Annotated in this window: 18 protein-coding genes and 3 tRNA genes; 13 read left to right on the top strand and 8 right to left on the bottom strand. The window is 50.0% G+C overall.

The window, feature by feature from the left end:
- Nucleotides 1-176: 176 nt before the first annotated feature.
- The 3 genes from ACDI13_RS10170 to ACDI13_RS10160 form a co-directional block, all read right to left on the bottom strand.
- Nucleotides 177-1202 (bottom strand): hypothetical protein, encoded by a 1026-nt coding sequence (locus ACDI13_RS10170; protein WP_316990584.1) that lies wholly within the window; start codon nucleotides 1200-1202, stop codon nucleotides 177-179.
- Nucleotides 1203-1255: 53 nt separating this feature from the next.
- A complete protein-coding gene (locus ACDI13_RS10165; RefSeq protein ID WP_316990585.1) occupies nucleotides 1256-2044 on the bottom strand; it encodes a PhzF family phenazine biosynthesis protein in 789 nt (262 codons plus the stop codon).
- Nucleotides 2045-2269: 225 nt separating this feature from the next.
- Nucleotides 2270-2623: a MarR family transcriptional regulator gene (locus ACDI13_RS10160; RefSeq protein WP_021447165.1), complete on the bottom strand. Its 354-nt coding sequence runs from the start codon at nucleotides 2621-2623 to the stop codon at nucleotides 2270-2272.
- Nucleotides 2624-3185: 562 nt separating this feature from the next.
- Between ACDI13_RS10160 and ACDI13_RS10155 the strand changes: the two genes are divergently transcribed.
- Complete coding sequence (locus ACDI13_RS10155) at nucleotides 3186-4103, top strand: pyridoxal-phosphate dependent enzyme (RefSeq protein WP_316990586.1); 918 nt, start codon at nucleotides 3186-3188, stop codon at nucleotides 4101-4103.
- 215 nt (nucleotides 4104-4318) lie between these two features.
- On the opposite strand, the gene ACDI13_RS10150 is transcribed toward ACDI13_RS10155, so the two are convergent.
- The 3 genes from ACDI13_RS10150 to ACDI13_RS10140 all read right to left on the bottom strand — a co-directional run bounded on the left by ACDI13_RS10150 (nucleotide 4319) and on the right by ACDI13_RS10140 (nucleotide 7954).
- A complete protein-coding gene (locus ACDI13_RS10150) occupies nucleotides 4319-5320 on the bottom strand; it encodes a DUF4105 domain-containing protein (protein ID WP_316990587.1) in 1002 nt (333 codons plus the stop codon).
- 197 nt (nucleotides 5321-5517) lie between these two features.
- The gene (gene asd / locus ACDI13_RS10145; protein WP_316990588.1) at nucleotides 5518-6366 is read right to left on the bottom strand and encodes an archaetidylserine decarboxylase; all 849 of its coding nucleotides are present in this window, start codon (nucleotides 6364-6366) and stop codon (nucleotides 5518-5520) included.
- Nucleotides 6367-6586: 220 nt separating this feature from the next.
- Nucleotides 6587-7954, bottom strand: coding sequence for a diguanylate cyclase (locus tag ACDI13_RS10140; protein WP_316990589.1), 1368 nt, complete (start codon nucleotides 7952-7954; stop codon nucleotides 6587-6589).
- Nucleotides 7955-9422: 1468 nt separating this feature from the next.
- Here ACDI13_RS10140 and ACDI13_RS10135 point away from each other — a divergent pair.
- A complete protein-coding gene (locus tag ACDI13_RS10135) occupies nucleotides 9423-10481 on the top strand; it encodes a metallophosphoesterase (RefSeq protein WP_316990590.1) in 1059 nt (352 codons plus the stop codon).
- A 724-nt stretch (nucleotides 10482-11205) separates the two neighbouring features.
- Here the strand turns inward: ACDI13_RS10135 and ACDI13_RS10130 are convergent.
- Entirely contained in the window at nucleotides 11206-11526 is a 321-nt protein-coding gene (locus tag ACDI13_RS10130) for a hypothetical protein (RefSeq protein WP_372372427.1), read from the bottom strand.
- A gap of 200 nt (nucleotides 11527-11726) precedes the next feature.
- A complete protein-coding gene (locus ACDI13_RS10125; protein WP_316990592.1) occupies nucleotides 11727-12899 on the bottom strand; it encodes a methionine aminotransferase in 1173 nt (390 codons plus the stop codon).
- A gap of 876 nt (nucleotides 12900-13775) precedes the next feature.
- Between ACDI13_RS10125 and mnmG the strand changes: the two genes are divergently transcribed.
- From mnmG to ACDI13_RS10070, 11 genes are all read left to right on the top strand, one after another.
- Complete coding sequence (gene mnmG / locus ACDI13_RS10120; protein WP_316990593.1) at nucleotides 13776-15692, top strand: tRNA uridine-5-carboxymethylaminomethyl(34) synthesis enzyme MnmG; 1917 nt, start codon at nucleotides 13776-13778, stop codon at nucleotides 15690-15692.
- Nucleotides 15689-16360, top strand: coding sequence for a 16S rRNA (guanine(527)-N(7))-methyltransferase RsmG (gene rsmG, locus ACDI13_RS10115; RefSeq protein WP_316990594.1), 672 nt, complete (start codon nucleotides 15689-15691; stop codon nucleotides 16358-16360). Before mnmG ends, rsmG begins: the two co-directional genes overlap by 4 nt.
- A 2-nt stretch (nucleotides 16361-16362) precedes the next feature.
- A complete protein-coding gene (locus ACDI13_RS10110; protein WP_316990595.1) occupies nucleotides 16363-17178 on the top strand; it encodes a ParA family protein in 816 nt (271 codons plus the stop codon).
- A 29-nt stretch (nucleotides 17179-17207) separates the two neighbouring features.
- Entirely contained in the window at nucleotides 17208-18146 is a 939-nt protein-coding gene (locus ACDI13_RS10105) for a ParB/RepB/Spo0J family partition protein (protein ID WP_316990596.1), read from the top strand.
- Nucleotides 18147-18538: 392 nt separating this feature from the next.
- Nucleotides 18539-18625: transfer RNA gene (locus ACDI13_RS10100), tRNA-Tyr, on the top strand.
- Nucleotides 18626-18681: 56 nt separating this feature from the next.
- Nucleotides 18682-18755: transfer RNA gene (locus ACDI13_RS10095), tRNA-Gly, on the top strand.
- A gap of 38 nt (nucleotides 18756-18793) precedes the next feature.
- Nucleotides 18794-18868, top strand: a tRNA-Thr gene (locus ACDI13_RS10090).
- Between the two features lie 43 nt (nucleotides 18869-18911).
- Nucleotides 18912-20102, top strand: coding sequence for an elongation factor Tu (tuf, locus tag ACDI13_RS10085; protein ID WP_316989522.1), 1191 nt, complete (start codon nucleotides 18912-18914; stop codon nucleotides 20100-20102).
- A gap of 146 nt (nucleotides 20103-20248) precedes the next feature.
- A complete protein-coding gene (gene rpsJ / locus ACDI13_RS10080) occupies nucleotides 20249-20560 on the top strand; it encodes a 30S ribosomal protein S10 (RefSeq protein ID WP_003803053.1) in 312 nt (103 codons plus the stop codon).
- A 146-nt stretch (nucleotides 20561-20706) separates the two neighbouring features.
- Complete coding sequence (locus tag ACDI13_RS10075) at nucleotides 20707-22638, top strand: glycine betaine ABC transporter substrate-binding protein (RefSeq protein ID WP_372372424.1); 1932 nt, start codon at nucleotides 20707-20709, stop codon at nucleotides 22636-22638.
- Complete coding sequence (locus tag ACDI13_RS10070) at nucleotides 22635-23477, top strand: ATP-binding cassette domain-containing protein (protein WP_316990713.1); 843 nt, start codon at nucleotides 22635-22637, stop codon at nucleotides 23475-23477. Before ACDI13_RS10075 ends, ACDI13_RS10070 begins: the two co-directional genes overlap by 4 nt.
- The last annotated feature ends 140 nt before the right edge of the window (nucleotides 23478-23617 follow it).

Below are 23617 nucleotides of genomic sequence, written 5' to 3'. Positions count from 1 at the left end.
TTCTGGCTGTCTAACAGCCAACTTTTGAAAATGTTACGTTTTTATTTTATACAATCGCTTCAAATGCTTACATTAACTCAAATTGAGCCAACCAAAACAAATTCGCCTTATTTAATTACACTCACCACAAAAAAAATGCAGATTACAGGTAAAAAAAGCCAGCATTGCGCCGTTAACTACTGAAATTCGTCCAAAATCTGGCCATCGGGCAACGTATGGAACTGTTCTTTACGTTGAACCGAATCCTCACCAGAGTCCAATACCATTTTCAGTAAAAGAGGCCACTGAGGGTAAAAACGATAGTTAGGTGTAGACACACGAGTACCGGCCAGATAGGTAAACCCACCCAATTGAATTTTCTGAGCCAATCGCGCTTGAGAGAGATAGAGCAAGTCTTTATTTTTATCGACTGAGAAATAAGCATGCTCCAAAAGCAGGTTCCATGCCTGAATCTGTAAGCCTTCTTCCTCTACACGTACCATCCAACGGTCCTGATCCCGATCACCATTGGTGTACAAAGTTCCGTCGGGTCGGGACTGAACCAAGGTTCCAGCAGGCAAATCCAGCATGAGGTCCGGAGCAGAGCTCATATTGGAAGCCGCCGCATAGGGACTCCAGCCTGTAATCCGGTTCCCTTTGCTCAAAAAGCAGCTAACAAAGCGAAAGCCGGTCTCTACCGTAGAATCTTGTTCCATTTCAATTACTTGGCTGCCATCACACTGCCAACCCTCCAGCGTTGCATCACCGGCCAGATGCAGTTTCCAGCTAGAGTTTTGCAGATCGGGACGGGGGCGCTCGAAGGACAGTACTGGGGCATTGCCCACCATGACCGCCTCCGGAAAACGAGCCCAGGACACGCTGTCCGGGTCGCCCCATACACTCAACTCCAGCTCTGTTCCGGCTGGCATATCAATTCCAGCAAAACGACCAGGCTCTTTTAAAACATGCTGGCGACTAGCCAGCTCCTGTTCCTGACGTTTCTTGAACTGATAGACCTCCCACTGGAAAAAACTGTAGTAGAGCGCCAATACCAGCAAGGGAAGTAAAAGTAGTATTCGTGGCCAGGGGTTTTTCTTAAAGTTTGCCCGCCGCTGTGGCTGAACTAAAAGCAAAACCACCCAAACCAGCAAAAAAAACAATGCGAGCGGGCCAAGCGTAATGAGCAATAAAAGTATCGGCGAAAACGGCGCGACAGGAATCATAAGAGATCAAAAAGCATAAAAATCACCCTACAAAAAGCACGCCCCACGCCACCTTAACCAACCTGGATATGGCCTTCCATATACATGGCGGCTTGCCCCTTCAGAAACACGCGATCACCATCCAAGGTGCAATCCAGTACGCCCCCACGCTCGGAAGCCTGATAAGCCCGTAGATGATTTTTACCCAGAATAGGGGCCCAATAAGGCAACAAGGCACAGTGAGCCGACCCCGTCACAGGATCTTCTTCAATGCCGTGACCGGGCGCAAAAAAGCGACTGACAATATCAAACTGGCCCGAGCCCGCCGCGGTCACAATACATCCTTCGTAACCAATCGCCATCATAGCTGCCGTATCTATCTGCAGTTGTCGCACCTGTTCCTCGGTTTCCACTACAGCCAAATGGGTAAAGTCATTACGCCACAATTGCGTAATCTTGGTACCCAAAGTTTCTTCCAGCCTGGGATCGTCATCCACACGAGTAACCGGACGCGCCGGAAAATCCATGACATAGCCTGTCTCATCGCGACGCACCGTCAACGCACCACTCAGGGTATGGAACACCACTTGGCTATCTTGAGGACGTATGTATTGCAGCACGACCGCCGCACTGGCCAACGTAGCGTGACCACACAAGGGCACTTCTACCGTGGGGGTAAACCAGCGCAAGCCAAAATCCGGACCTTGTGGTACCAGAAAGGCCGTCTCAGCCAAATTGTTCTCGCCCGCAATCGACTGCATCAAAGCGTCGTCAGGGAACTCGGACAACAACACCACAGCGGCAGGGTTGCCTGCAAACAAGGTGTCAGTAAAGGCATCGACCTGATAGATGGGTAAGCGCATTCTGCCTCCAAACCTGGAAATTCAACATGAGTCTTGAGTATAGAAAATAGACTCTTTGCTGGCAGGCAAATCTTGGAACAAATGCCTGATTTTTAGCCTTTCTTTTTTGTGTCGGACATACGTACTTTTGGGATAAATGCGTCCAACTTATTTGCGTGATGCCAAAAGCTTACTGTCTGCAGATTCTGGAAGTACACACAATGCATCACTACACTATTTGTGCAATCAGACATTAGCCGCCTCTAAAAGACAGGCAGAAAGGCGGTCAAAATGCAGCAGGGCAGCCTGGCTCAGATCAACTTGTTTGCGGCGTGTGTCCTCCGTGTCACTGAGAACGATCCAGCCTTTCTCGCGCATGGACTTGAGCCGGGTATGTATGGTCGCTGGCGACCCCAGCCGCTCTACGGCCATGACATCGCGTACCGACAAACGCAGACAATCTTTTGACGCCTTGGCAACCAGCACCAAGATACGCTCTTCAAGAGGGTCCAGGCAAGGTAAGCAAGGCAAGGTATGCAGCGAATCGGCGAGCTGCAAAAAACGCATATATATATCAGCAGGTCTGGTAGCAGTTTTCATAACAAAATCTTTATTCCTTTAAGAGCCGCTACAACAGCGCCTTTTCTAGAAATAAGTTCTGGTTATTATTGTTTTTATTCCGATCAGGCAAAGCAAAAAACAACCCTGCTTTATGGCCGGAGTGATTGGAATGGTTTTTTGTGCTTATCATGCACTTAAAATTAAACGCTTAAGACCAAGCCTGAATCCTATACGCAAAAAGGTCTTGAGTCGGGCAATTTAACTGGGATTTTATCAGATAAGCCCTTAATTTAGCTTGAACACCAAGGCCCCGAAGAAGCGAAATTGTAAGAAGGTGCAGACAAACTTACAGATAGTAAGTCGCCTCACATTAAACGCTAATTATGAGGCTTGGTGCAAAGAGCGCAGACAGTTACAAAACCCAGGCCCTTTGCTATAAACATCCTTTCCACACCGTTTCCCCAAAGCTTGACCTGACCGTCACAAAACACAGCTCAAGATCTTCAGCCACACCTGTTTCAGATCGATAAAATGGGGTGAACAGGGCCTTGAGCACTTATCATGCCCTCGCAGATCACTATAAAATCTGGAACGATAAGAAATGATTCTTCACCTTGAGACACCACTTATTTATTCACATGCCTTGAGCGATCCACTCGGCAAACAAATCTGGTTAAAAATGGATGCATTACAACCTAGCGGATCATTCAAGATTCGCGGTATCGGGCACTTGTGCCAGCATCATGCTCAACAAAACAAGAAACGCTTCGTCATTTCCTCAGGTGGCAATGCAGGGATTGCCGTCGCTTACGCGGGGCGCCGGCTCACCACCCCAACCCTTGTTGTCGTCCCTGAAAGCACCAGCGAACACGCCAGGCGTTTGATTCAACGGGAAAAAGCCGAGCTGCACGTGGTGGGCAAGAATTGGCAGGAGGCCCATGAATATGCGTTGACCCTGGTGCAAGAAGATGATGCCCTGATTCACCCCTTTGACGACCCTTTGCTTTGGGAAGGCCATGCCAGCCTGATTACTGAAGTCGCTCAAATGGGCGTACAGCCCGATGCCGTCTTGCTGGCGGTAGGGGGAGGAGGCTTGCTAAGCGGCATAGCACAAGGTCTGCGAGAACAAGGTTGGGACAAGACCACCATTATTGCCGTCGAAACCGAAGGCACCGCCAGCTTGGGCGAGTCAGTACGACAACGCCAGCACATCACCCTCAGTCAGGTCAGTGGGGTCGCCACCTCGCTGGCAGCACCACGTGTTTGTGACCAGGCATATGCCATTAGCCAATCCCATCCCACTACTTGCGTTCAGGTCAGTGATGCCCAGGCCGTCAGCGCCTGTTTACGTTTCCTGACCGACCACCGCGTTCTAGTTGAACCCGCATGTGGCGCGGCTTTATCGACTTTGTACCTGGACCATGAAGCACTGGCTCCCTACAAAAACATTCTGGTTGTGGTGTGTGGTGGCAACACCATGACACTGGAGCAGTTAGTGCAATGGCGAGCGACGCCTTGAGCCTTTCTTGGCAAAACTTGAACATTTAACAAAATCGGACAGTTGCCATATCGCCGTTATTATTCCAGCCGCAAAAAATCACTAAAAAACCCCACAACATGATTTTCATATGCTGGGGTTTTCTTTATTTTTTTATTCCAAAAAAACAATCTAATTATTAGATCATAATCAGTAAAACATATGTTTCACGTGGAACAAAAACACCTAAAAAAGCCCTAAAAAGGCTTTACGAGAGGCAAATCCCGTCGAATCAAGGCTGAAAAATCTTGCCCGTCCTGCTGCGACACAGCCCTTGGATTGATATAGCCTAATTGCTTCAGTTCCTGGAAACTATGGTCTGGCGCCAAAGCATTCAAACCATACACATACTCGGCCAAATAGCCCGACGCCAGCACACGCCAGTCCCACGGCACGCCGTCCACAATTTTGGCGACCATGTCATAAACAATGGTCGTGCAGTTAGCCGTCAACGTGTTGTAAAAGCGGGGAGTGGTCTGTAACTGCTGACCTTGCTCCACATACGACAAAAACAGTGCCTGCATAGCCGGTTTGGATAACTCCACGCTGTACATATACACATCCTCACCACGCACATTGCTGCGAGTACGCACAATGTCCTGCTCGGTCGCCGCGATCAGACTCAGTTCAAAATCTTTAAAAAAACCGCCTATTGCAGAAAAGCCCTCATGCTTTTCCTTGCGGATTTCTACCGAGAACACCACATGGCGACCATCCTCAAAGCCAAAAGACACCAAGGTATGGGCAATAATCGGGCCCATCCAGTACGACAGGAACATGTCTACCGATTTGATCGTCTGCAAATCGTAGGCTTGCTGTATCCAGCTCTCATCAAAATCGGTTTCACTGCGCCAGTTAAAATCGCGCACATTATGCAGGGTCACAACAGAGCCATTTACCTCGCCGTAACTCATTCTGGCCACATCAGGCGCCCATTCCCGAGCATTGCTGGGCACAATGCTGCTCCACCACCCCACCAGAACTAGAAAACCCAAGATCTGAGGAACAAAGAGCCAATTCTTGCCCTTGCTCAAAGCGTACAAGCTCAATACAGCCACCGCTATCCAGCCGGCCATAGCCAACCAGCGTCCCAAGCCTGCCGACAACTGAAACTGCAATGCCAGCGTCCCCCAGGTCGCTATCACCAAGACCAATAACAGGACCAAAATCTTGATCACTATCGCCCCCCACCTTTTCATACTCACTCCACAAACATCTTGAATACAAGCAACTTTTAAGCGCCGAACAGTCCCAAAAATCCCCTACGCTACGCCTTCGGCTTACTGCCCCCCGAGGGAGAGTTTTTTCCCGGAAACGCCAAACCTTGGAACGGCCCGACGACAAAAAAAAACCTGTGTCCACTTGAACACAGGTTTTATTCATTGGAAAACAGGGTTTAGCCCTGATAACCCATCGCCTGGCCTTGGCGAATGACACCTTGAGGCTGCCAGCTAGGATCAAAACGGTATCCACTTTCTTTAGGGAACAGCATCACCACCGTGGAACCCAGCAAAAAACGGCCCATTTCCTGCCCCTTTTCCAAAGCAATATGCTGGCCATCGTAGTTCCACTCGTGGATATTGCCATCGCGCGAGGCATTCACCACACCATGCCAGACTGTAACCATACTGCCCACTACCGTCGCTCCCACCAGCACTAATACGAAAGGGCCTTGCTCAGAGTCAAAAAAGCAGACTACACGTTCGTTACGCGCAAACAGCCCGGGGACACCACGTGCTGTCGTAGGGTTGACCGAAAACAAATCGCCCGGCACATGAATCATGCGCTTAAGAACACCCGCGCAAGGCATGTGCACCCGGTGATAATCACTGGGACTCAAATACAGGGTTGCAAACACTCCATCCTGATAGCGGGCAGCTTCCTTAGCATCACCGCCCACCAACGCGGTGGTTGAATAGCTATGGCCTTTCGCCTGGAACACCTCGGCGCCTTGGATAGGACCCAGTTGGCTAATAGCACCATCGACCGGGCTGACCAGTGGCGTATCCGCAATAGGGCGGGCACCTGGGCGCAAGGCACGACCAAAGAACTCGTTAAAGGTGGCGTAGCTGGCTGGATCGGCGTTTTCCGCCTCGTTCATGTCGACCTGATAACGATCGATAAACCGCTTGATAAGCCAGGTCGTACGCCCGCCCATAGGCTTGGAAGCCAAGCCGCCTAGAAACTCGGTCAGTGCCTGTTTAGGGAGTAAATACTGGGGTAGAACAGCCAAACGGGGATGCATAAAATCAGCTCGCAAACAAATCCTGCTTCAGCCTGAGGCCAAAGCGTCTATGCCATTCAATATAATTGTGTTTATCGCACCACATCGGACCCGGAGCCCCTATTTCAAAGGCCACACATAGTCAGAAATCAGGCGGTAAACACTGGCAAGAACAAAACTATACGCACTTGTAGCACAGGTTGCCGCCATACGACATAAAAGGGTGGACAAGCGCGTTCTATCAGACGTACACGACCTGATCACGTCCTTCTTCTTTGGCTTGATACAAGGCGCGGTCAACGCGACGCAGCGTACGCTCGTAATCGGGGTGTCCATCGTACAAAGCCACACCAATACTGGCAGTGATACTCATAGTTTCCCCATCCACAACCCGGAAGGTTTCTGCATGGATGCGAAGACGTAAATTACGAGCAGCGCGCATCGCACCATCCGCATCCACGTCGACCAATACCAGAAGGAACTCCTCGCCCCCAAGACGGAACACATAGTCACCAGCACGAGCACTATTGCTAAGCAGCTCGGCAAACTGACGCAGAATACGATCACCCGCGTCATGCCCGTAAGTGTCATTGACGCGCTTGAAGAAATCGATATCCACGGCCAGCAGAGCAAAACGCGATCCCCGCTGCTGGGCATAACCCACTTCCCGGCTAAGAACGACCGGCAGGTACTTGCGGCTTAACAGGCGGGTCAACACGTCCCGACCAGACTCCAGCTCGTTTTGCTGCTCAAACAAGCGATCCAGGTGCAAACCAATCGCCCGGGTTCGATCACGCAGCTCGTGCAAGCGCGAAACCTGTCCTTTCACATCCCCTTGCTCGAATGCGGGCATCAGCTCGGTATCAATCAAGTTCATCAGGTCCAGGATCTCACGGCTCTCTACCGTACCCTGGAAGGCATGCGCGCCCTTATGCTTGAACCAGATACCGAAGTCCGAGTCCCCAATCCGCGGAGCAGGCGTCACACCATTGTTGACCGCCATCGCAAACATGAAGAGATTTTCCCAATCCAGCAGTGCGGCTCGCTGTCGGCCGCGCTCGGCCGCCACGTTCTGCACAATGGCAAACAAGCGGTAGGACTCTTCAGCCCGGGATTTACGCTCGCGCGAATTGGCGTAGGCATGGCTCATCAGCTCCATCGCCAAGTCAATAAAATTCTGAACATAGCGAAAGCATTCCCAAGCCTGCTCGGAACTAATAGTCGAGGATTCAAACAAAAAGCGGGCGTAACGCCCCTTGAGCAAGCGTGCACCGCGCAGCACCAGATGAACAGGCACTCCCACCCGAGCGTGAACCTCGCCAACCTGATTTTGCAGCTTGACCTGGTCTTGCATATCACTGTGCTCATCTACCGAAAATAGCTGAACCAACCAACTGCGCAAGGAACGATGCAAGCGTTTGTGTACCTGATCGTGCGATAGATACACCTGTGCAGCAGGGTGCTTGAGCATATGCGTATAAAAGTGGGTCGCAAGCTCGTCCTGGTTATCTTGGGTGATAGCCAACACATGAGCACGGACCGCCAGGGGCACTTTCTGGAGCAAGCCGTGCCAGTCCTGAGCGGCTTCTTCGATATTCGGTTGAGGCATGAAGTACGGAGTGAGTAGCGAGACGATGCTTAAGGATTAAACAGCCTTGGCGGCAATTGTTACATGAGGGGAGATTTCACGCTATTTCTTATAGCGATACCGGCCACAGGCTAGCAGGAGAATACCCTTGCTACTTCCACGGAAAAAACATATCCCTTAAAGATAAATGGGTGATTCCGCGAGCCCAAGCAGCAATTACGCTGTCCATATACTCAGACAAGCGCCTGATGGGCCTCACCTTGTCAGCAATTTGCGATTCAAACCCAAGGCTTTGTCGACCCAAACGCCCCGAAAGTTCCGCAATGAGCAGATTGTCCTGTCAACGTAGAGAGCTGACAAAACAAATCCCCCACTATCGTCAAAAAGTCACGTTTGGCATCCAGGCAAAAAACGGGGGATCAAGCATGCCCAGGCTAAAGAAGCTGAAGCAGGCCGAGACAGAAGCTGGGTTTATATCCAATACTGAGAGAATATCCAGATCTATATGCCCATAACTGGCCACAGCACGTCGGGTCGGGTCGGGTCGGGTCGGGTCGGGTCGGCAGATAGGTTCCATCGTTAAACCAGATCATTCAATGTTTATTGCTCTGCTCCAAGCCATTTTTTTATTAAAGAAGAGCAAACTTTATCTACAAAGACCAGAAAGGAATCAACTAATAATCAGAGAAAACAACTGGAGGATAGAGGAAAACAAATTCAAATTATTGATTGATTTTGGTTTTTTTAAGTGAAGTATTAAACAAAAACAAGCCTATCTATATCAAATAAAGAAAAACAACACAATCAAGTCAATAATCAAAAAAATAAATTAAATTTCCAGTTGTTATTTTCTGGAAATAAAATTAAAACTGAAATCAAAAACAAAACGGTAATATTGAATTACAAAAACAGGGTTTTGTTTAGAAAAAGAAAGCCAATAACAGTTGTGATGACCCGACTTATCCACAGGCTTGCATAACAAAGAAACCCACAATTTTATTAACAAAACAGATTAAACCAAAAATGGAAATATGGAACTTGGGGGAAATAATCGGTTAATAAAAAAGTGAATAATTTGTGGATATTATAAAGGCTTAGTTCGCACTCCAACATGGCGTTGGTGCAAACACCGATACCAGCTCATCTAGACGCTTTAGGCGGGCGAGATCCGACCAGAAAATCGGTCAGGGACTGGGCAAAAAAGCTATATTTAAGGCAGCTACTGGCTCTGGCCCCCTGTGGATAAGCTCCAAGAAGGCCTGTTGTGGACGTGCTGTGGATGAAAGGGGGATAAGTTGCCTGTCATTCCAGATCTCAAATTTTGTCCAGTTTCGGTCCACCGACTCCATCGGGGTGGTACACAGGCTGGAATAGTCCATAAGATGCTGAAATTAAATGTGAATTTCAATCTATGCTACTTATCCACAGACACCCATTATCCATTACCAGTTATATATATAGTTATTGTTAAATAAAGATCTCTTCACCCATGCCCAACTTTCTTGTACAGCCTTTACCTGCTGGTTCTTTAGACATCATCGGTGATGTACATGGAGAGCTTCAGGCCTTGCAACAACTGATCCAAAATTTGGGTTACCAGGAAGATGGCTCTCATCCGGAGCAACGCAGCCTGATATTCGTGGGAGATTATTGTGATCGTGGTCCCAATAGCCCTGCTGTAATTGAGTACCTTAAGTCCTTGATAAATAATAATAAAGCAAAAGGAATATTAGGTAATCATGAAATTAATCTACTGATAGACGATGCAAAAGATGGATCAGGATGGTATTTTGATCAGCGATATCAGTCAGATTTAAAGAATTACTCGCCATTTAAGCGTGCAAAACCTCAAAATAGAGACAAAATCCGAAATTTTTTAAGATCACTACCCATTGCATTGGAAAGAAGTGACCTCAGAATTGTGCATGCCGCCTGGAATAATCCAGCTATTAATGCAATTAGATCAGTTAAAAGCGAAGATTTTCTTGATTTTTTCTTTGAATGCGAGAACAAAGCGGATATATATGCAGAAAAAAGAGGAATTCTGAATAAATATCTGACTGCAAAACAAGAATGGAAAGAAAAAATTGAAGATCCAAAGGCCATAATGCCTTTATTGCAGGCCTACATTGACTACGATTTAGTCAAAAATGACTTCAACCCCATCCGTTTGCTGACTTCTGGAACCGAAGGACCTGCGGATCGCCCTTTTTTTGCTGGCAATCGTTGGCGTTTTTCCGACAGAACTCCTTGGTGGAACAGTTACCAGGATGACATTCCGGTTATTTTCGGCCACTACTGGCGTCAGCTTTTCCCTCAACCAACAGCGAAAATTTCTAAATACTCTTTATTATTCAAGGATATAGACCCATTTTCCTGGCATGGAGCAAAGAAAAACACGTTTTGCGTGGACTTTTCTGTTGGAGCTCGTTGGCGCGATCGCCATAAAGACCAGGCGCCGCAAGACTCGGCTTTTCACCTGGCGGCTTTGCGTTGGCCAGAGAAAATCATCATGACGGACACTGGTTTTACGCAGCCAACCCGCTAAATTCATTTTTCCTCCCACTGTTACAATTTTCTTTTCTGTGGATAAGCTCTAGGAAGGGCATTGTGAACAGGGTGTGGATACCTAAGGCATAAGTAGGTACTTCTTTGGGGAGTCTAAAAGTTGTACCTAAACCATCCACCGGTAAGCGTTAGATCTATCCCCGGAAAAAAAACTGCTAAGCTCTTGTTTTTTCATTGCTAAAGACACTTGTTCGACTTATCAACAGGCTTCCATCCAATAATTCTAATAAAAGATTTAAGTGTTTGTTATATAAGATAAGTTCAACTCCCTGCAGACTAGGCCCTTGCCCTTTGCAAGCCAAAAGTTCTCGACTAAGATTCAGTCCATGTACAAAAATCACGATCTCGCTCAAGGCTGGCTTATGCGACTTTTGCATATAGAAATCTAAGCCGCAACGACTGAAAATTTGTTTTCAGAGCCGTTCAAGTTCGACTTTGCTGTCACGCCTCTGAGTTCTCTTCCAACATGAGAAAAGCTCAAGTAAAGGCGTTGATTAGCAAGAGAGAGGAGTTCTACCTGAAAAACGTGGTTGACCAAGAATTTGCGATGGCTTCAGGGATTGCTGAGCCTAAAACTTGTACTAGGTCAATCTTGTTTGAATTTTTGACTTATCCACATTTTGTGGGTAAAGCGTGTGTTTGTGCTCGCACGGGGCTTGTTTAGCCTGAAGTAGTTGAGTGAACTGTGTATTTTCACAGCTTAGCTATGTTTCAAGAACGTGTAATGTTGAAATAAGTCCTTGTTTTATATCTATATTTTTTGTTGTTTTAATTTTTAGGCTATTTTTTTTGCTGCTTGTCGGTACTGAAACAAAGAAGCGGTAAAGCTGACAGGTTTTTGCTTTTATCAAAGGAAAAGAAGCAATAACTGGGCAAAAAATCAGGTTTACCCCCAAAGTTATCAACAGGACAGTGTTGGGGCGACGGATTGCCTGTTTCACGCTTGGCGTCTTGCGAACTACAAGATGCGGGTTTTGTAGCTTGCGACAGGTGTTTTGTGGTTCGGATGATGCTTGCTGTCTCACCTGGCTGCTGTAGGGCGTTTGTAGCAGATATAGGCAAGATTGCGACGACTGTACTTGTCCACAAAAATCAGGGTACCAAAAGGCGCCTCCTTGCTACGCCTTCGGTTTGCTGTCCCAGAGGGGAAACTTTTTTCTTGGGGCGATCCGGCGGCAAAAAAAACCGCCTGACGGCGGTTTGATGAAGGCGGGGAGAAGGGCCTTTAGACCTTTATCAGGCGTTCAATAGCCTGGTCCAAGGTGCTGAGCTGCTTGGCAAAGCAAAAACGCAGCAAACGATGGTTAGCCTGCTCAGAATTGGGATTCAGGTAGAAGGCTGACACGGGGATCGCGCCTACGCCATAGTTCTGGTTCAAATGCTTGGCAAAATCCAGCTCGGACAGTTCTGAAATGTGTTCATAGCTGGCTAGCAAGAAGAAAGTCCCTTCACAGGGCATAGGAGTAAAACGGGTGTTCTGCAGACCATGGTGCAAATGATCGCGTTTTTCCTGGTAGAAAGCGGGCAGACTCTCCCAGGTGGCTGGATCCTGCATATAGGTGGCTAAACCGGCCTGTAAGGGGCTAGGAACGGTAAAGACAGTGTATTGGTGGACCTTGCGAATTTCCATGCTGAGACTGGCAGAAGCACAACAGTAGCCTACTTTCCAACCTGTGGCGTGGAAGGTTTTGCCAAAGGAAGAAACGATGACTGCTCGTTCTGCCAGGAGAGGACGGGTAGCAAGGCTTAGATGCTCTTTCTGATCGAAGGTCAGGTGTTCATAGACCTCGTCGGACAAGATGATCAAAGAAGGATGCTTTTCAACAATCTGCTCCAACGCGTCCAGATCCTGAGGTTGCAAGATGGTGCAGGTTGGGTTGTGTGGGAAATTGATTACCAGCATACGGGTCTTGCTGGTTATGGCTTGCTCCACACGGTCCCAGTCGACGCGATAGTAGGGTACAGCCTCGCTAGGCGCTGTCATGGGGACAGCAACAGGGGTACCGCCGGCCAGCTCGATGGCGGGGATATACAGGTCGTAGCAGGGCTCGATCACGATGACTTCATCGCCTGTGTGCACAAAGGCCTGGAAACTGGCCATTAAAGCCTCAGTAGCGCCACTGGTGACGGTGATTTCCGTATCCACGTTGTAAAGGCGGCCATACCGAGCCTGCGCCTTGCTGGCAATAGCGGCTCGCAGGGCAGGGTAGCCCGCCATGGCAGGATACTGGTTGATGCCATCCAGCATGGCTTGGTGCACAGCCTCAATCAGGGCTGGATCCGGATTGAAGTCTGGAAAGCCCTGGCCCAGGTTAATGGCCTTATGTTCCAGAGCCAGCTGGCTCATGGTGGTAAAGATGGTGGTGCCCACAGAAGGGAGCTTGGATGTGATCTGCATGGGTCTACTGATATGAATAATAAAAATGCACCCGCGCTTCAGGTTTGAGTAAAAAGTTGGGTGGCGAAGTATCGGACAAATTCTTGTCGAAAATACCATAGATTCTGCGCGTATCTGTTGATCGTGGAACCGATCACTCAGGACAGTTTCTTGTATTGATATAGCTGTTGCCTATATGGGTGTCGGGTCCCGTTTTTTCTTGCTGCTTGTTCTTCTTCTAATTGCTCCATCACGGGTATTCGTTGTGATTGAAGGAATTTTTATGACAAACCTATGTCTTAAGCATAGCCTTCAATAGGGTGGCACATTTTCAAACGGATCAGGATAGAGGCAATCTATGCTTGCCTGTTGCAGACAGCCTAAACTTATCTGAGTGAGCTCTTTTTTTGTTCTTAGGACTTTTTAGGACTAGAGCTAACGTAGTCAGGTCGGGATATCGAGGCGCTCTCTTGTATTCGGAGCGGCGAAATCTCCTTTGCCACTAGATTGGATACTGGTATTCCTGCTTCTCAAGCAGCGTTTCTTTTTTGCTCTGTTATCCACAATTTGGCTCCCTGCCCATGTCGATTTTATCCACCCAAGGTAGAGCACCCGCTTAGATACCCATTTTTAGGGGATTTAGGAGCAATACGCGCGCCTTTTATGGCTTCGCTCCCTAGCGTATCATGGGCAAGAAAAATCTTCGCAGCCGTTGCCTGGACCTTGGAAAGTTGTCTAGAGATAAAGAACGGCCTCTTTCTCCACAAAGTTATCCACAGTGGTTTTTACGCAAAAAACTGTGTTCCACGTGGAACAGATATTGGTTCCATGTGTTTCACGTGGAACATACACCGCTGGTAATCGTATAATTGATTTTTACTTTTTAGCTGTTCTGACATGATTTATCCCGAAGAGTTTGACGTTATTGTCATAGGCGGCGGACATGCTGGTACCGAAGCGGCTTTAGCGGCAGCTCGAACCGGCGTGTCTACCTTATTACTAACCCATAATATGGATACCTTGGGGCAGATGTCCTGCAACCCTTCTATTGGGGGGATTGGCAAGGGGCATTTGGTCAAGGAAGTGGATGCGCTGGGCGGGGCAATGGCTTTGGCTACCGATTACGCTGGTATTCAATTCCGAACCCTGAATAGCTCCAAAGGGCCAGCCGTGCGCGCCACTCGAGCTCAGGCTGACCGTTCCTTGTACCGCAAGGCAATTCGCGAGGTTTTGCAGAACCAGCCCAACTTGATGGTGTTCCAGCAATCAGTTGAAGACTTGATTGTGGAAGGTGATCAGGTGGTGGGTGCTGTCACCAAGATTGGCTTGAAGTTCAAGGCCAAATCCGTGGTCCTGACAGCGGGTACCTTTTTGAATGGACTGGTTCATGTAGGCCTGAATAATTACTCAGCAGGCCGGGCAGGGGATCCTCCATCTATCAGCCTGGCGCATCGCTTGCAAGAACTGCAGTTGCCACAAGGGCGATTGAAGACAGGGACTCCTCCACGTATTGATGCCAACACCATCGATTTTTCCCGCTTGGAAGTCCAGCCTGGCGATAGTGATCCGATTCCGGTGTTTTCCTATATGGGCGATGTTTCCATGCATCCCCAACAGATGCCGTGCTGGATTACGCATACTAACGAGCGTACCCACGATATTATTCGTTCGGGTCTGGATCGCTCGCCCATGTATAGCGATCAGGGCACCATTGAGGGGATTGGCCCGCGTTACTGCCCCTCTATCGAAGACAAGATTCATCGCTTTGCGGACAAAAGCAGTCATCAAGTGTTTTTGGAGCCAGAAGGCTTGAGCACGACCGAGATCTACCCAAACGGTGTCTCGACCAGCTTGCCTTTCGATATTCAACTGGCTATGGTGCGCAGCCTGCCAGGTTTGGAAAATGCTCGCATCATGCGTCCCGGTTACGCGATTGAGTACGATTATTTTGATCCTCGGTCCTTATACCCTACCTTGGAAACCAAACAGATTCGTGGCTTGTTCTTTGCCGGCCAGATCAACGGCACGACGGGGTATGAAGAGGCAGCCGCTCAAGGTTTGTTGGCCGGGGTGAACGCCGCCCGTTTGGCGCAAGAGAAAGAGCAGTGGTATCCACGCCGTAACGAGGCTTACCTGGGTGTGCTGGTAGACGATTTGATTACCCGTGGGGTGACCGAGCCTTACCGCATGTTTACCTCTCGCGCCGAATACCGTTTGAGCCTGCGGGAAGATAATGCAGACCAGCGACTGACTGAAATAGGTCGTGAACTGGGCTTGGTGGACGATGCCCGTTGGGATCATTTCAATCGCAAGCGTGATGCTGTTGCACGTGAAATTGAACGCTTAAAGGCTACCTGGGTGAATCCTCGCAGCTTACCTGCTGAACAGGCTCACGAACTGTTAGGTAAAAATATCGAACGGGAGTATTCCTTCTTCGATTTGCTTAAACGTCCTGAAGTGGACTATGCAAAGTTGATGGCCGTGTTGAATGATCAAGGCATGCCAGTGGCAGGTCCAGGTCTGGATGATCCTGTGCATGTTGAGCAGGTGGAAATCCAAGTGAAATATGCTGGCTATGTGGCACGCCAGCAAGACGAGGTTACTCGTCAAGCAGCTCTGGAAGAGCAGGCCATTCCAGAGGATCTGGATTACGACGACATCAAAGGATTGTCGATTGAAGTGCGTCAACGTTTGAAGGCTGCTAAGCCTTTGACCATTGGGCAGGCCGGACGTGTTCAGGGTGTAACACCTGCGGCAGTTTCTTTATTGTTGGTACACCTGAAGCGCAAGCAAAAAAACAAACAAACGGCATGAGCGATATTTTTTCAGAACGGCTGAATCAGGCCTTACAGGATTTAGGCTTGGATCAAGATCCCGCCTTGGTGCGTAAGCTACTGAATTATATTAAGCAGTTGCAGCGGTGGAACCGTACTTACAACCTGACTGCCTTGCGTGACCCAGATCAAATGCTGGTGCAGCATATTTTTGATAGCCTGTCGATTGTTCGCCCGTTCCAGAGTTATCTGGCCAGCTGCAATCAATCGACTCAAGAGGCTGTTCGGATTGTTGATGTAGGGTCAGGGGCTGGTTTGCCGGGTGTTGTTTTGGCAGCATCGTGTTCCACGTGGAACATTACTTGCATTGATGCGGTTGAGAAAAAAATGGCATTTGTTCGTCAAATGGTTGGGGTTTTGGCCTTGCCCAATTTGTCGGCCATGCATGTACGTGTGGAGCAGCAGGAGCCCATGCAGGCAGATATTGTGGTCTCCCGAGCTTTTTCTTCGCTGCTTGATTTCGTGAATTTGGCAGGCAGGCATGTTCGCCCAGGTGGGCGCATTGCAGCTATGAAGGGTAAAGAACCTGATTTAGAAATAGCCGCATTGCAATCGGAAAGTAACTGGCAGGTCGAACGAATAGAATCATTAACCGTACCGGAGCTAGAGGCACAGCGTTGTCTAGTGTGGTTGGTGCAGCAAGGATAATCATGAGTAAAAACGACGAAAAATCTCCCCGTGCCTATGTGTTTTGTATCGCAAACCAAAAGGGCGGGGTGGGCAAGACAACCACTGCAATCAATTTGGCAGCTGCACTTGCGTTGCTGAAGAAAAAAGTTTTGTTGATTGACCTGGATCCCCAGGGTAATGCCACTATGGGTAGTGGTATTGATAAGAACAGTCTGTCTGGTAATTTGTATCAAGTGCTCATTGGCGATGAAGGTATTGCTAGTGTAAAGATACATTCAGAAACAGGTGGTTACGATGTCCTGCCTTCCAACCGGGAGCTGTCGGGCGCAGAAATCGACCTGATCCAGATGCAAGAGCGCGAGCAACAACTGAAACAAGCTCTGGCACAGGTACTGGACGATTACGATTTTGTGCTGATCGACTGTCCACCTACTTTGTCGTTGTTAACGCTCAATGGCCTGGCCAGCGCACACGGGGTCATCATCCCCATGCAGTGCGAATATTTTGCTCTGGAAGGACTGTCAGATCTGGTCAATACGGTTAAGCGGGTCTATCGCAATATCAACCCGGATTTGCAGTTGATTGGCTTGCTGCGAGTGATGTTTGATGGCCGCGTAACTTTGCAGCAGCAAGTCTCCAATCAGATCGAGACACACTTTGGCGATAAGGTGTTCAAGACGGTGGTACCACGTAATGTGCGTTTGGCTGAGGCGCCAAGTCACGGTATGCCCGGTATTGTCTACGATAAGAACTCCCGGGGTGCCAAGGCCTATTTGGACTTTGGTAAAGAGTTGATCAAGCGTTTGAAGAAAGACTCCCGCAGCGATAAGGCGTAAGGCACACAAGAATCAATAGGAATGTAAGCATGGCTACACGAAAACCAAAAGGTCTAGGTCGAGGCTTGGATGCCTTGCTCGGCGCAGACACAGGCGCTATCGCAACTATAGGGAAAAAGGGCGAAGCGGCGGTGAGCGATGGTCCGCCTTCCAATCTGCCCGTTAAGCTGCTGAAGGCAGGGGTGTATCAGCCGCGTACTCGAATGGACGAGGGAGCCTTGAATGAGCTGGCCGAATCCATTCGCACCCAGGGTGTGATGCAGCCTATTTTGGTGCGTCCTTTGTCGGGTAAGGATAAGGGCAAATACGAAATTATCGCCGGTGAACGCCGTTTCCGCGCGTCGCAAATTGCTGGGCTGGAAGAAGTCCCAGTCCTGGTGCGCGAAGTGGGGGATGAAAACGCCGCCATCATGGCCCTGATTGAGAACATTCAGCGTGAAGATCTGAATCCGCTGGAAGAGGCACAAGGCGTGAAACGTCTGTTGGACGAGTTTGGTTTGACCCACGAGCAGGCTGCCCAGGCGATTGGTCGTTCGCGCTCGACCACCAGTAACCTGCTGCGCTTGATCAACCTGGCAGAGCCAGTACAGATCATGTTGTTGGCGGGAGATATCGATATGGGGCACGCTCGCGCCTTGCTGGCCATGGATGCCGCGCGCCAGATCATGCTGGCCAACGAGGTGATTGCCCGCCGTCTGTCGGTGCGTGAAACCGAAAAACTGGTTGCCCGAGCCCTGCACGAGGATGACGAGCCCGCTAGCAAACAGGCTCAAAGCAAAGCCAGTCGCAGTGGCGATGTGCAGCGTTTTGAAAAAGTGCTGTCTGATCACCTGGGAACTAAAGTGACCTTGAAGGTTGGTGCCAAGGATAAAGGCCAACTACAGATTGCTTTTCATGGTTGGGAACACCTGAATACCTTGCTGGAAAAGCAGGGCTTGTCGTCCTTGCTGGAGCAAACGGACGATTAAGCTAAGTTCGTGCCACACGAAAGACGATGCGACTGCTGTAGAAAAGCCGGCCCCAGGTCGGCTTTTTCTTTGCGATGGCTCGCGTTTTGCTGCTGGGGGCCATCTTTCTGCAAGTCGAACTAAAATCGGAAAATATAGTTTCGTTTCTTTTGTTTACAATCATAGATGCTGAAAACAGAGAAAAATCTATGTGTTTACCCGTATCTGTCCCTGTTTTTTCAGCTTTTAAAGTACTCAAATACGGTGCTTATAGCCTTAGGAAACAGTGAAGAAACCAGTAAGAAAAGCGTTCAAAATCAGGTTTTTCTAAAAAATTCATCGAATTATTCAGTTTTCTTCCTAAAAGGCTTGACGACTTCCCAAAATATGTCCATAATTCGATTTTCGCTTCGGGTGGGATGTCCGAGTGGTTAAAGGAGGCAGACTGTAAATCTGTTGGCCCTGCGCCTACGTTGGTTCGAATCCAACTCCCACCACCAGCACTTTTCTAAAGTCAGCCAGCAAGGCGGCTTTAGGAGAGGGTGAAGAAAAGTCTGCGGGTGTAGCTCAATGGTAGAGCAGAAGCCTTCCAAGCTTAAGACGAGGGTTCGATCCCCTTCACCCGCTCCAGGTTTAAAATCTTTGGCCATTCTGGGCTGAAGTTGAATGCCCATGTGGCTCAGTGGTAGAGCACTCCCTTGGTAAGGGAGAGGTCACGCGTTCGATCCGCGTCATGGGCACCACATCTCTCTTCTCTCTATCGTTCTATCCCTTCAGGAGTCTGCCATGGCTAAAGGCAAGTTTGAACGGACTAAACCGCACGTCAACGTCGGTACTATCGGTCACGTTGACCACGGTAAAACCACTCTGACCGCTGCAATCTGCACGGTTCTGTCCAAGGCATTTGGCGGCGAAGCACGCGATTACTCGCAGATTGACAACGCCCCTGAAGAAAAAGCACGTGGTATCACCATCAGCACCTCGCACGTTGAGTACGAGACGCCTAACCGTCACTACGCACACGTTGACTGCCCCGGCCACGCTGACTACGTCAAGAACATGATTACGGGTGCTGCCCAGATGGACGGCGCTATTTTGGTTTGCTCGGCCGCTGATGGCCCAATGCCCCAGACTCGCGAGCACATTTTGCTGAGCCGTCAGGTTGGCGTTCCTTACATCATCGTGTTCCTGAACAAGGCCGACATGGTCGATGACGAAGAGCTGATCGAACTGGTTGAAATGGAAGTTCGTGAGCTGTTGTCCAAGTACGACTTCCCCGGCGACGACACCCCGATCATCAAGGGTTCGGCCAAACTGGCTCTGGAAGGCGACGAAGGCCCCCTGGGCAGCCAAGCTGTTCTGGCTCTGGCCGAGGCGCTGGACAACTACATTCCTACGCCTGAGCGTGCCGTTGACGGTACCTTCTTGATGCCTGTTGAAGACGTGTTCTCGATCTCTGGCCGTGGTACGGTTGTGACCGGTCGTATTGAGCGCGGCATCATCAAGGTTGGCGAAGAAATCGAAATCGTGGGTATCAAAGACACGGTCAAGACCACTTGCACCGGCGTTGAAATGTTCCGCAAACTGCTGGACCAAGGCGAAGCTGGCGATAACGTCGGTCTGTTGCTGCGCGGTACCAAGCGTGAAGACGTGGAGCGTGGTCAGGTTCTGGCCAAGCCCGGTTCGATCATGCCTCATACCGACTTTGACGCCGAGGTGTACATTCTGTCCAAAGAAGAGGGTGGTCGTCACACGCCTTTCTTCAAGGGCTACCGTCCTCAGTTCTACTTCCGTACGACTGACGTGACCGGCACCATCGAGCTGCCCGAAGACAAGGAAATGGTTCTGCCAGGCGACAACATTTCGATGAAAGTGTCCCTGATCGCTCCTATCGCCATGGAAGAAGGTCTGCGCTTTGCGATTCGCGAAGGCGGCCGTACCGTTGGCGCTGGCGTGGTGGCAAAAATCATCAAGTAATAGGCCTTGATCGCGGTGTGAAGGTACCAACTTTCCCACCGCGTCTTTGCTACCCCCAAAAGGGATGCTTTTTAGTCAGAGTTTCTTCGAGTAATCGATAGGCCCAGGTAAAAAGCCCCTACTTATATCGTTCTTTAGGATTACCCATGAAAAACCAGAAAATCCGCATCCGTCTGAAGGCTTACGATTACAAGTTGATCGATCAGTCTGCTGCTGAGATCGTAGAAACCGCCAAGCGCACCGGCGCTGTTGTTCGTGGTCCAGTGCCACTGCCAACACGTATCCGTCGCTACGACATTCTGCGTTCGCCGCACGTCAACAAGACATCGCGCGATCAGTTTGAAATGCGTACCCACCAGCGTTTGATGGACATTGTCGATCCTACCGACAAGACCGTTGATGCTCTGATGCGTCTGGATTTGCCAGCCGGTGTTGACGTCGAAATCGCTCTGCAGTAATTCTGCCTAGCTGTTCGGGATACATCGAAAGAAACGCCATGCAACTGCATGGCGTTTTTTTTTGCCTGTCAGTTTGTTTTTTACGACCAGACACACTTTGACTGGGAAACAAATGCGACGATGGGCGGGGTTAAAGGAGGGCAAGAATGAGAATGCACAGAAATAAGCCGTATCTGGCCTTGTGGTATTTCATGGGCTTGTGGCTATGCCTATGGGGGGCTAGCGCATCCGCACAAGTGTGTGCAGACGGTAAATCCGTACGTTTGGCCGATCTGAGCTGGGAGAGTGCCGCGTTTAGCACCGAGCTGTATCAGCAGATTCTGGAGAAGGCCTACGGTTGCAAGACCGAACGGGTGCCAGGCTCCTCAGCCGCTCTGGAAAGTGCGCTGGCTCAAAACGATATTCAGGTAATTGGCGAGATCTGGTCAGGACGTACTGAGATCATTGAAAAAGCCATTGAAGCCGGTCAGGTTCAGGTGCTGGGCAATACCTTGAAAGGCGGGGCCGAGCAGGGCTGGTATGTGCCGGATTATGTCGTCGATGGCGATCTGGATAAGGGCGTCAAGCCAATTGCCCCGAATTTGCAGACAGTTCAGGATTTGAAACGCTACGCCGCCGTATTTAGGGACCCGGAGCAACCTGATAAGGGCCGCTTCTATAACTGTCCGTCCGGCTGGGTATGTGAAACCTTCAATAGCCGCCTGTTTGATCTCTATGGCCTGGGCGAACACTATCAAAACTTCCGACCTGGTACTGGCGCAGCTCTGGATGCAGCAATCAGTGCCGCCTATGACAGGCGTGTGCCAATTCTGTTCTATTACTGGCAACCTGCTGGCTTGATGGCCAAATACTCCTTCAAGAAGTTGGCCAGTGCCCCTTTCAATGAAAGCTGCTGGAAGGCGGCTGTTTCAGGCAAGGGTGAGATTTGTCCTACGGATTTCATCGTGGCGAATATAGGCGTGGCAGCTTCTACTCCCTTCGTGGAGTCTCACCCCGAGCTGGTGGCTTTGTTTGAGAAGATCCAGCTAGAGCCTGGGCAGATGAATGAGATCATTTTGGGCATGACCGAGGGTGGGCAAAACGCCAGCACGCAGGTACAGAAGTTCCTGAAAGAAAACGAAGAGCAATGGCGCCAGTGGATGCCGCTTGCCCAGGCAGATCGCTTGCAGGCCGCCTTGGAAGATGAAGTAGGAAAGCCAGTCGCCGTACAGTCCCGTTTTTTCCCGGAGTGGTCAGCCGCAGATTGGGTGAACCGTCAGTTGTTGGTTGCCGTGCAAGACTGGGGGACAGGCTTTCGCCAGATCAGTTCGTGGATTCTGACGTATGCCATCTTGCCGGTAGAGCGTGTGTTGCAGCAGGTGCCCGCATGGGCCATCCTGGTGTTGACGGGCTTGTTGGCCTGGTGGGGGCAGCGTCGTTTTCTGCCCGTACTGCTCTATGCGGGGGGCTTGTATCTGATCGGAGCCATGGGCTTGTGGGATAAGTTGATGCAAACCTTTACCCTGGTGTTGGTGGCGACTGTCTTCTCTGTCCTGATTGGTGTCCCGGTGGGTATTCTTAGTGCCCGCAGCCGTCTACTCAGAAAAGTGCTGACGCCGGTGCTGGATGTGATGCAAACCATGCCCAGCTTTGTGTACCTGATTCCGGTGCTGATGCTGTTCGGTCTGGGTAAAGTACCTGCGGTTCTTGCTACCGTTGTCTATGCTGTTCCACCCTTGATTCGCCTGACCAGTTTGGGCTTGCAACAGGTGGACAAGCATGTGATGGAGGCGGCGCAGGCCTACGGAGTCACGCGGTGGCAAATGCTGATGAAGGTTACCTTGCCCTTGGCGCGTCCCAGCATTATGGCGGGCATTAATCAAACCACCATGATGGCGCTGTCCATGGTGGTGGTGGCTTCCATGATTGGTGCTCAAGGCTTGGGTGAGGATGTGTTGGCCGGCATTCAGACACTGGATATAGGGCGTGGTTTGCAGGCAGGGGTCGCGATTGTGATCCTCGCTATTGTTATTGACCGGATTTCTCAATCCTTTGGTCGTTCTCAGCGTCATCGTCGCAAGGTCAGGAGGCAAGCATGAATACCCTATCTACTAGCTCGGGTGATCAGGTCTGCAAGATAGAGCTGCGAGACGTCTATAAGGTCTTTGGCAACCGGGCGACCGAAGCCGTGGACTTGTTGAAGCAGGGAGCCGACAAGTTGGCGGTGCAAAAGCAGACGGACTGCATCGTGGGGCTGGCCGGTGTGAATGCCTGCTTTCCCGCGCAGCAGATATCCTGCGTCATGGGCTTATCCGGTTCGGGTAAATCCACGCTAGTGCGTCACATCAACCGTTTGATCGATCCCAGTGCCGGGCAGGTGTTGGTGGATGGGCAGGACATATTGCAGCTGGACATGGCCAGTTTGCGACAGTTCCGCCGCTATGGAATCAGCATGGTCTTTCAGGCTTTTGGCCTGTTGCCCCATTTAACAGTGGTCGAGAACGTCGCCTTTGGCCTGGAAGTGCGAGGTGATAAACGCATGCAAGCCAGAGAGCAGGCTCGGCAATGGCTGGAGCGCGTGGGCCTGCAGGACTATGCCGATAACTACCCCGATGAATTGTCAGGCGGGATGCAGCAACGGGTTGGTCTGGCCCGAGCCTTGGCCGTTGATGCCGACATCCTGCTGATGGATGAGGCCTTCTCGGCTCTGGACCCTTTGATTCGTTACGAGATGCAGGACGAGCTGCTACGCCTGCAAAGCAGCCTGAACAAAACCATCATTTTTATTACGCACGATATTGATGAGGCTTTGCGGCTGGGTCAGCACATTGTGGTGCTGCGTGAGGGCAGGGTGGAACAAAGCGGTACTCCGGCTCAAATTCGTGATGAACCGGTGAACGAATACGTGGCTCGTTTTGTCAATAAGGCGCACCAATAGAAAATGCGCGGCAGATCAATTTTTCTGATTCAGACTGTGTAGCCAAGCACCCCGAATTCAAAAAAACTGTTGTCAATCAAGCAGTTTAGGGCCAATTTTTGCAGTAAATCTTGCTTGGCTTTACAGCCGCGTGCTATATT

Source organism: Alcaligenes faecalis, assembly GCF_041521385.1.
Classification (GTDB): domain Bacteria; phylum Pseudomonadota; class Gammaproteobacteria; order Burkholderiales; family Burkholderiaceae_B; genus Alcaligenes; species Alcaligenes faecalis_E.
This window is presented reverse-complemented; position numbering and strand designations above follow the sequence as displayed.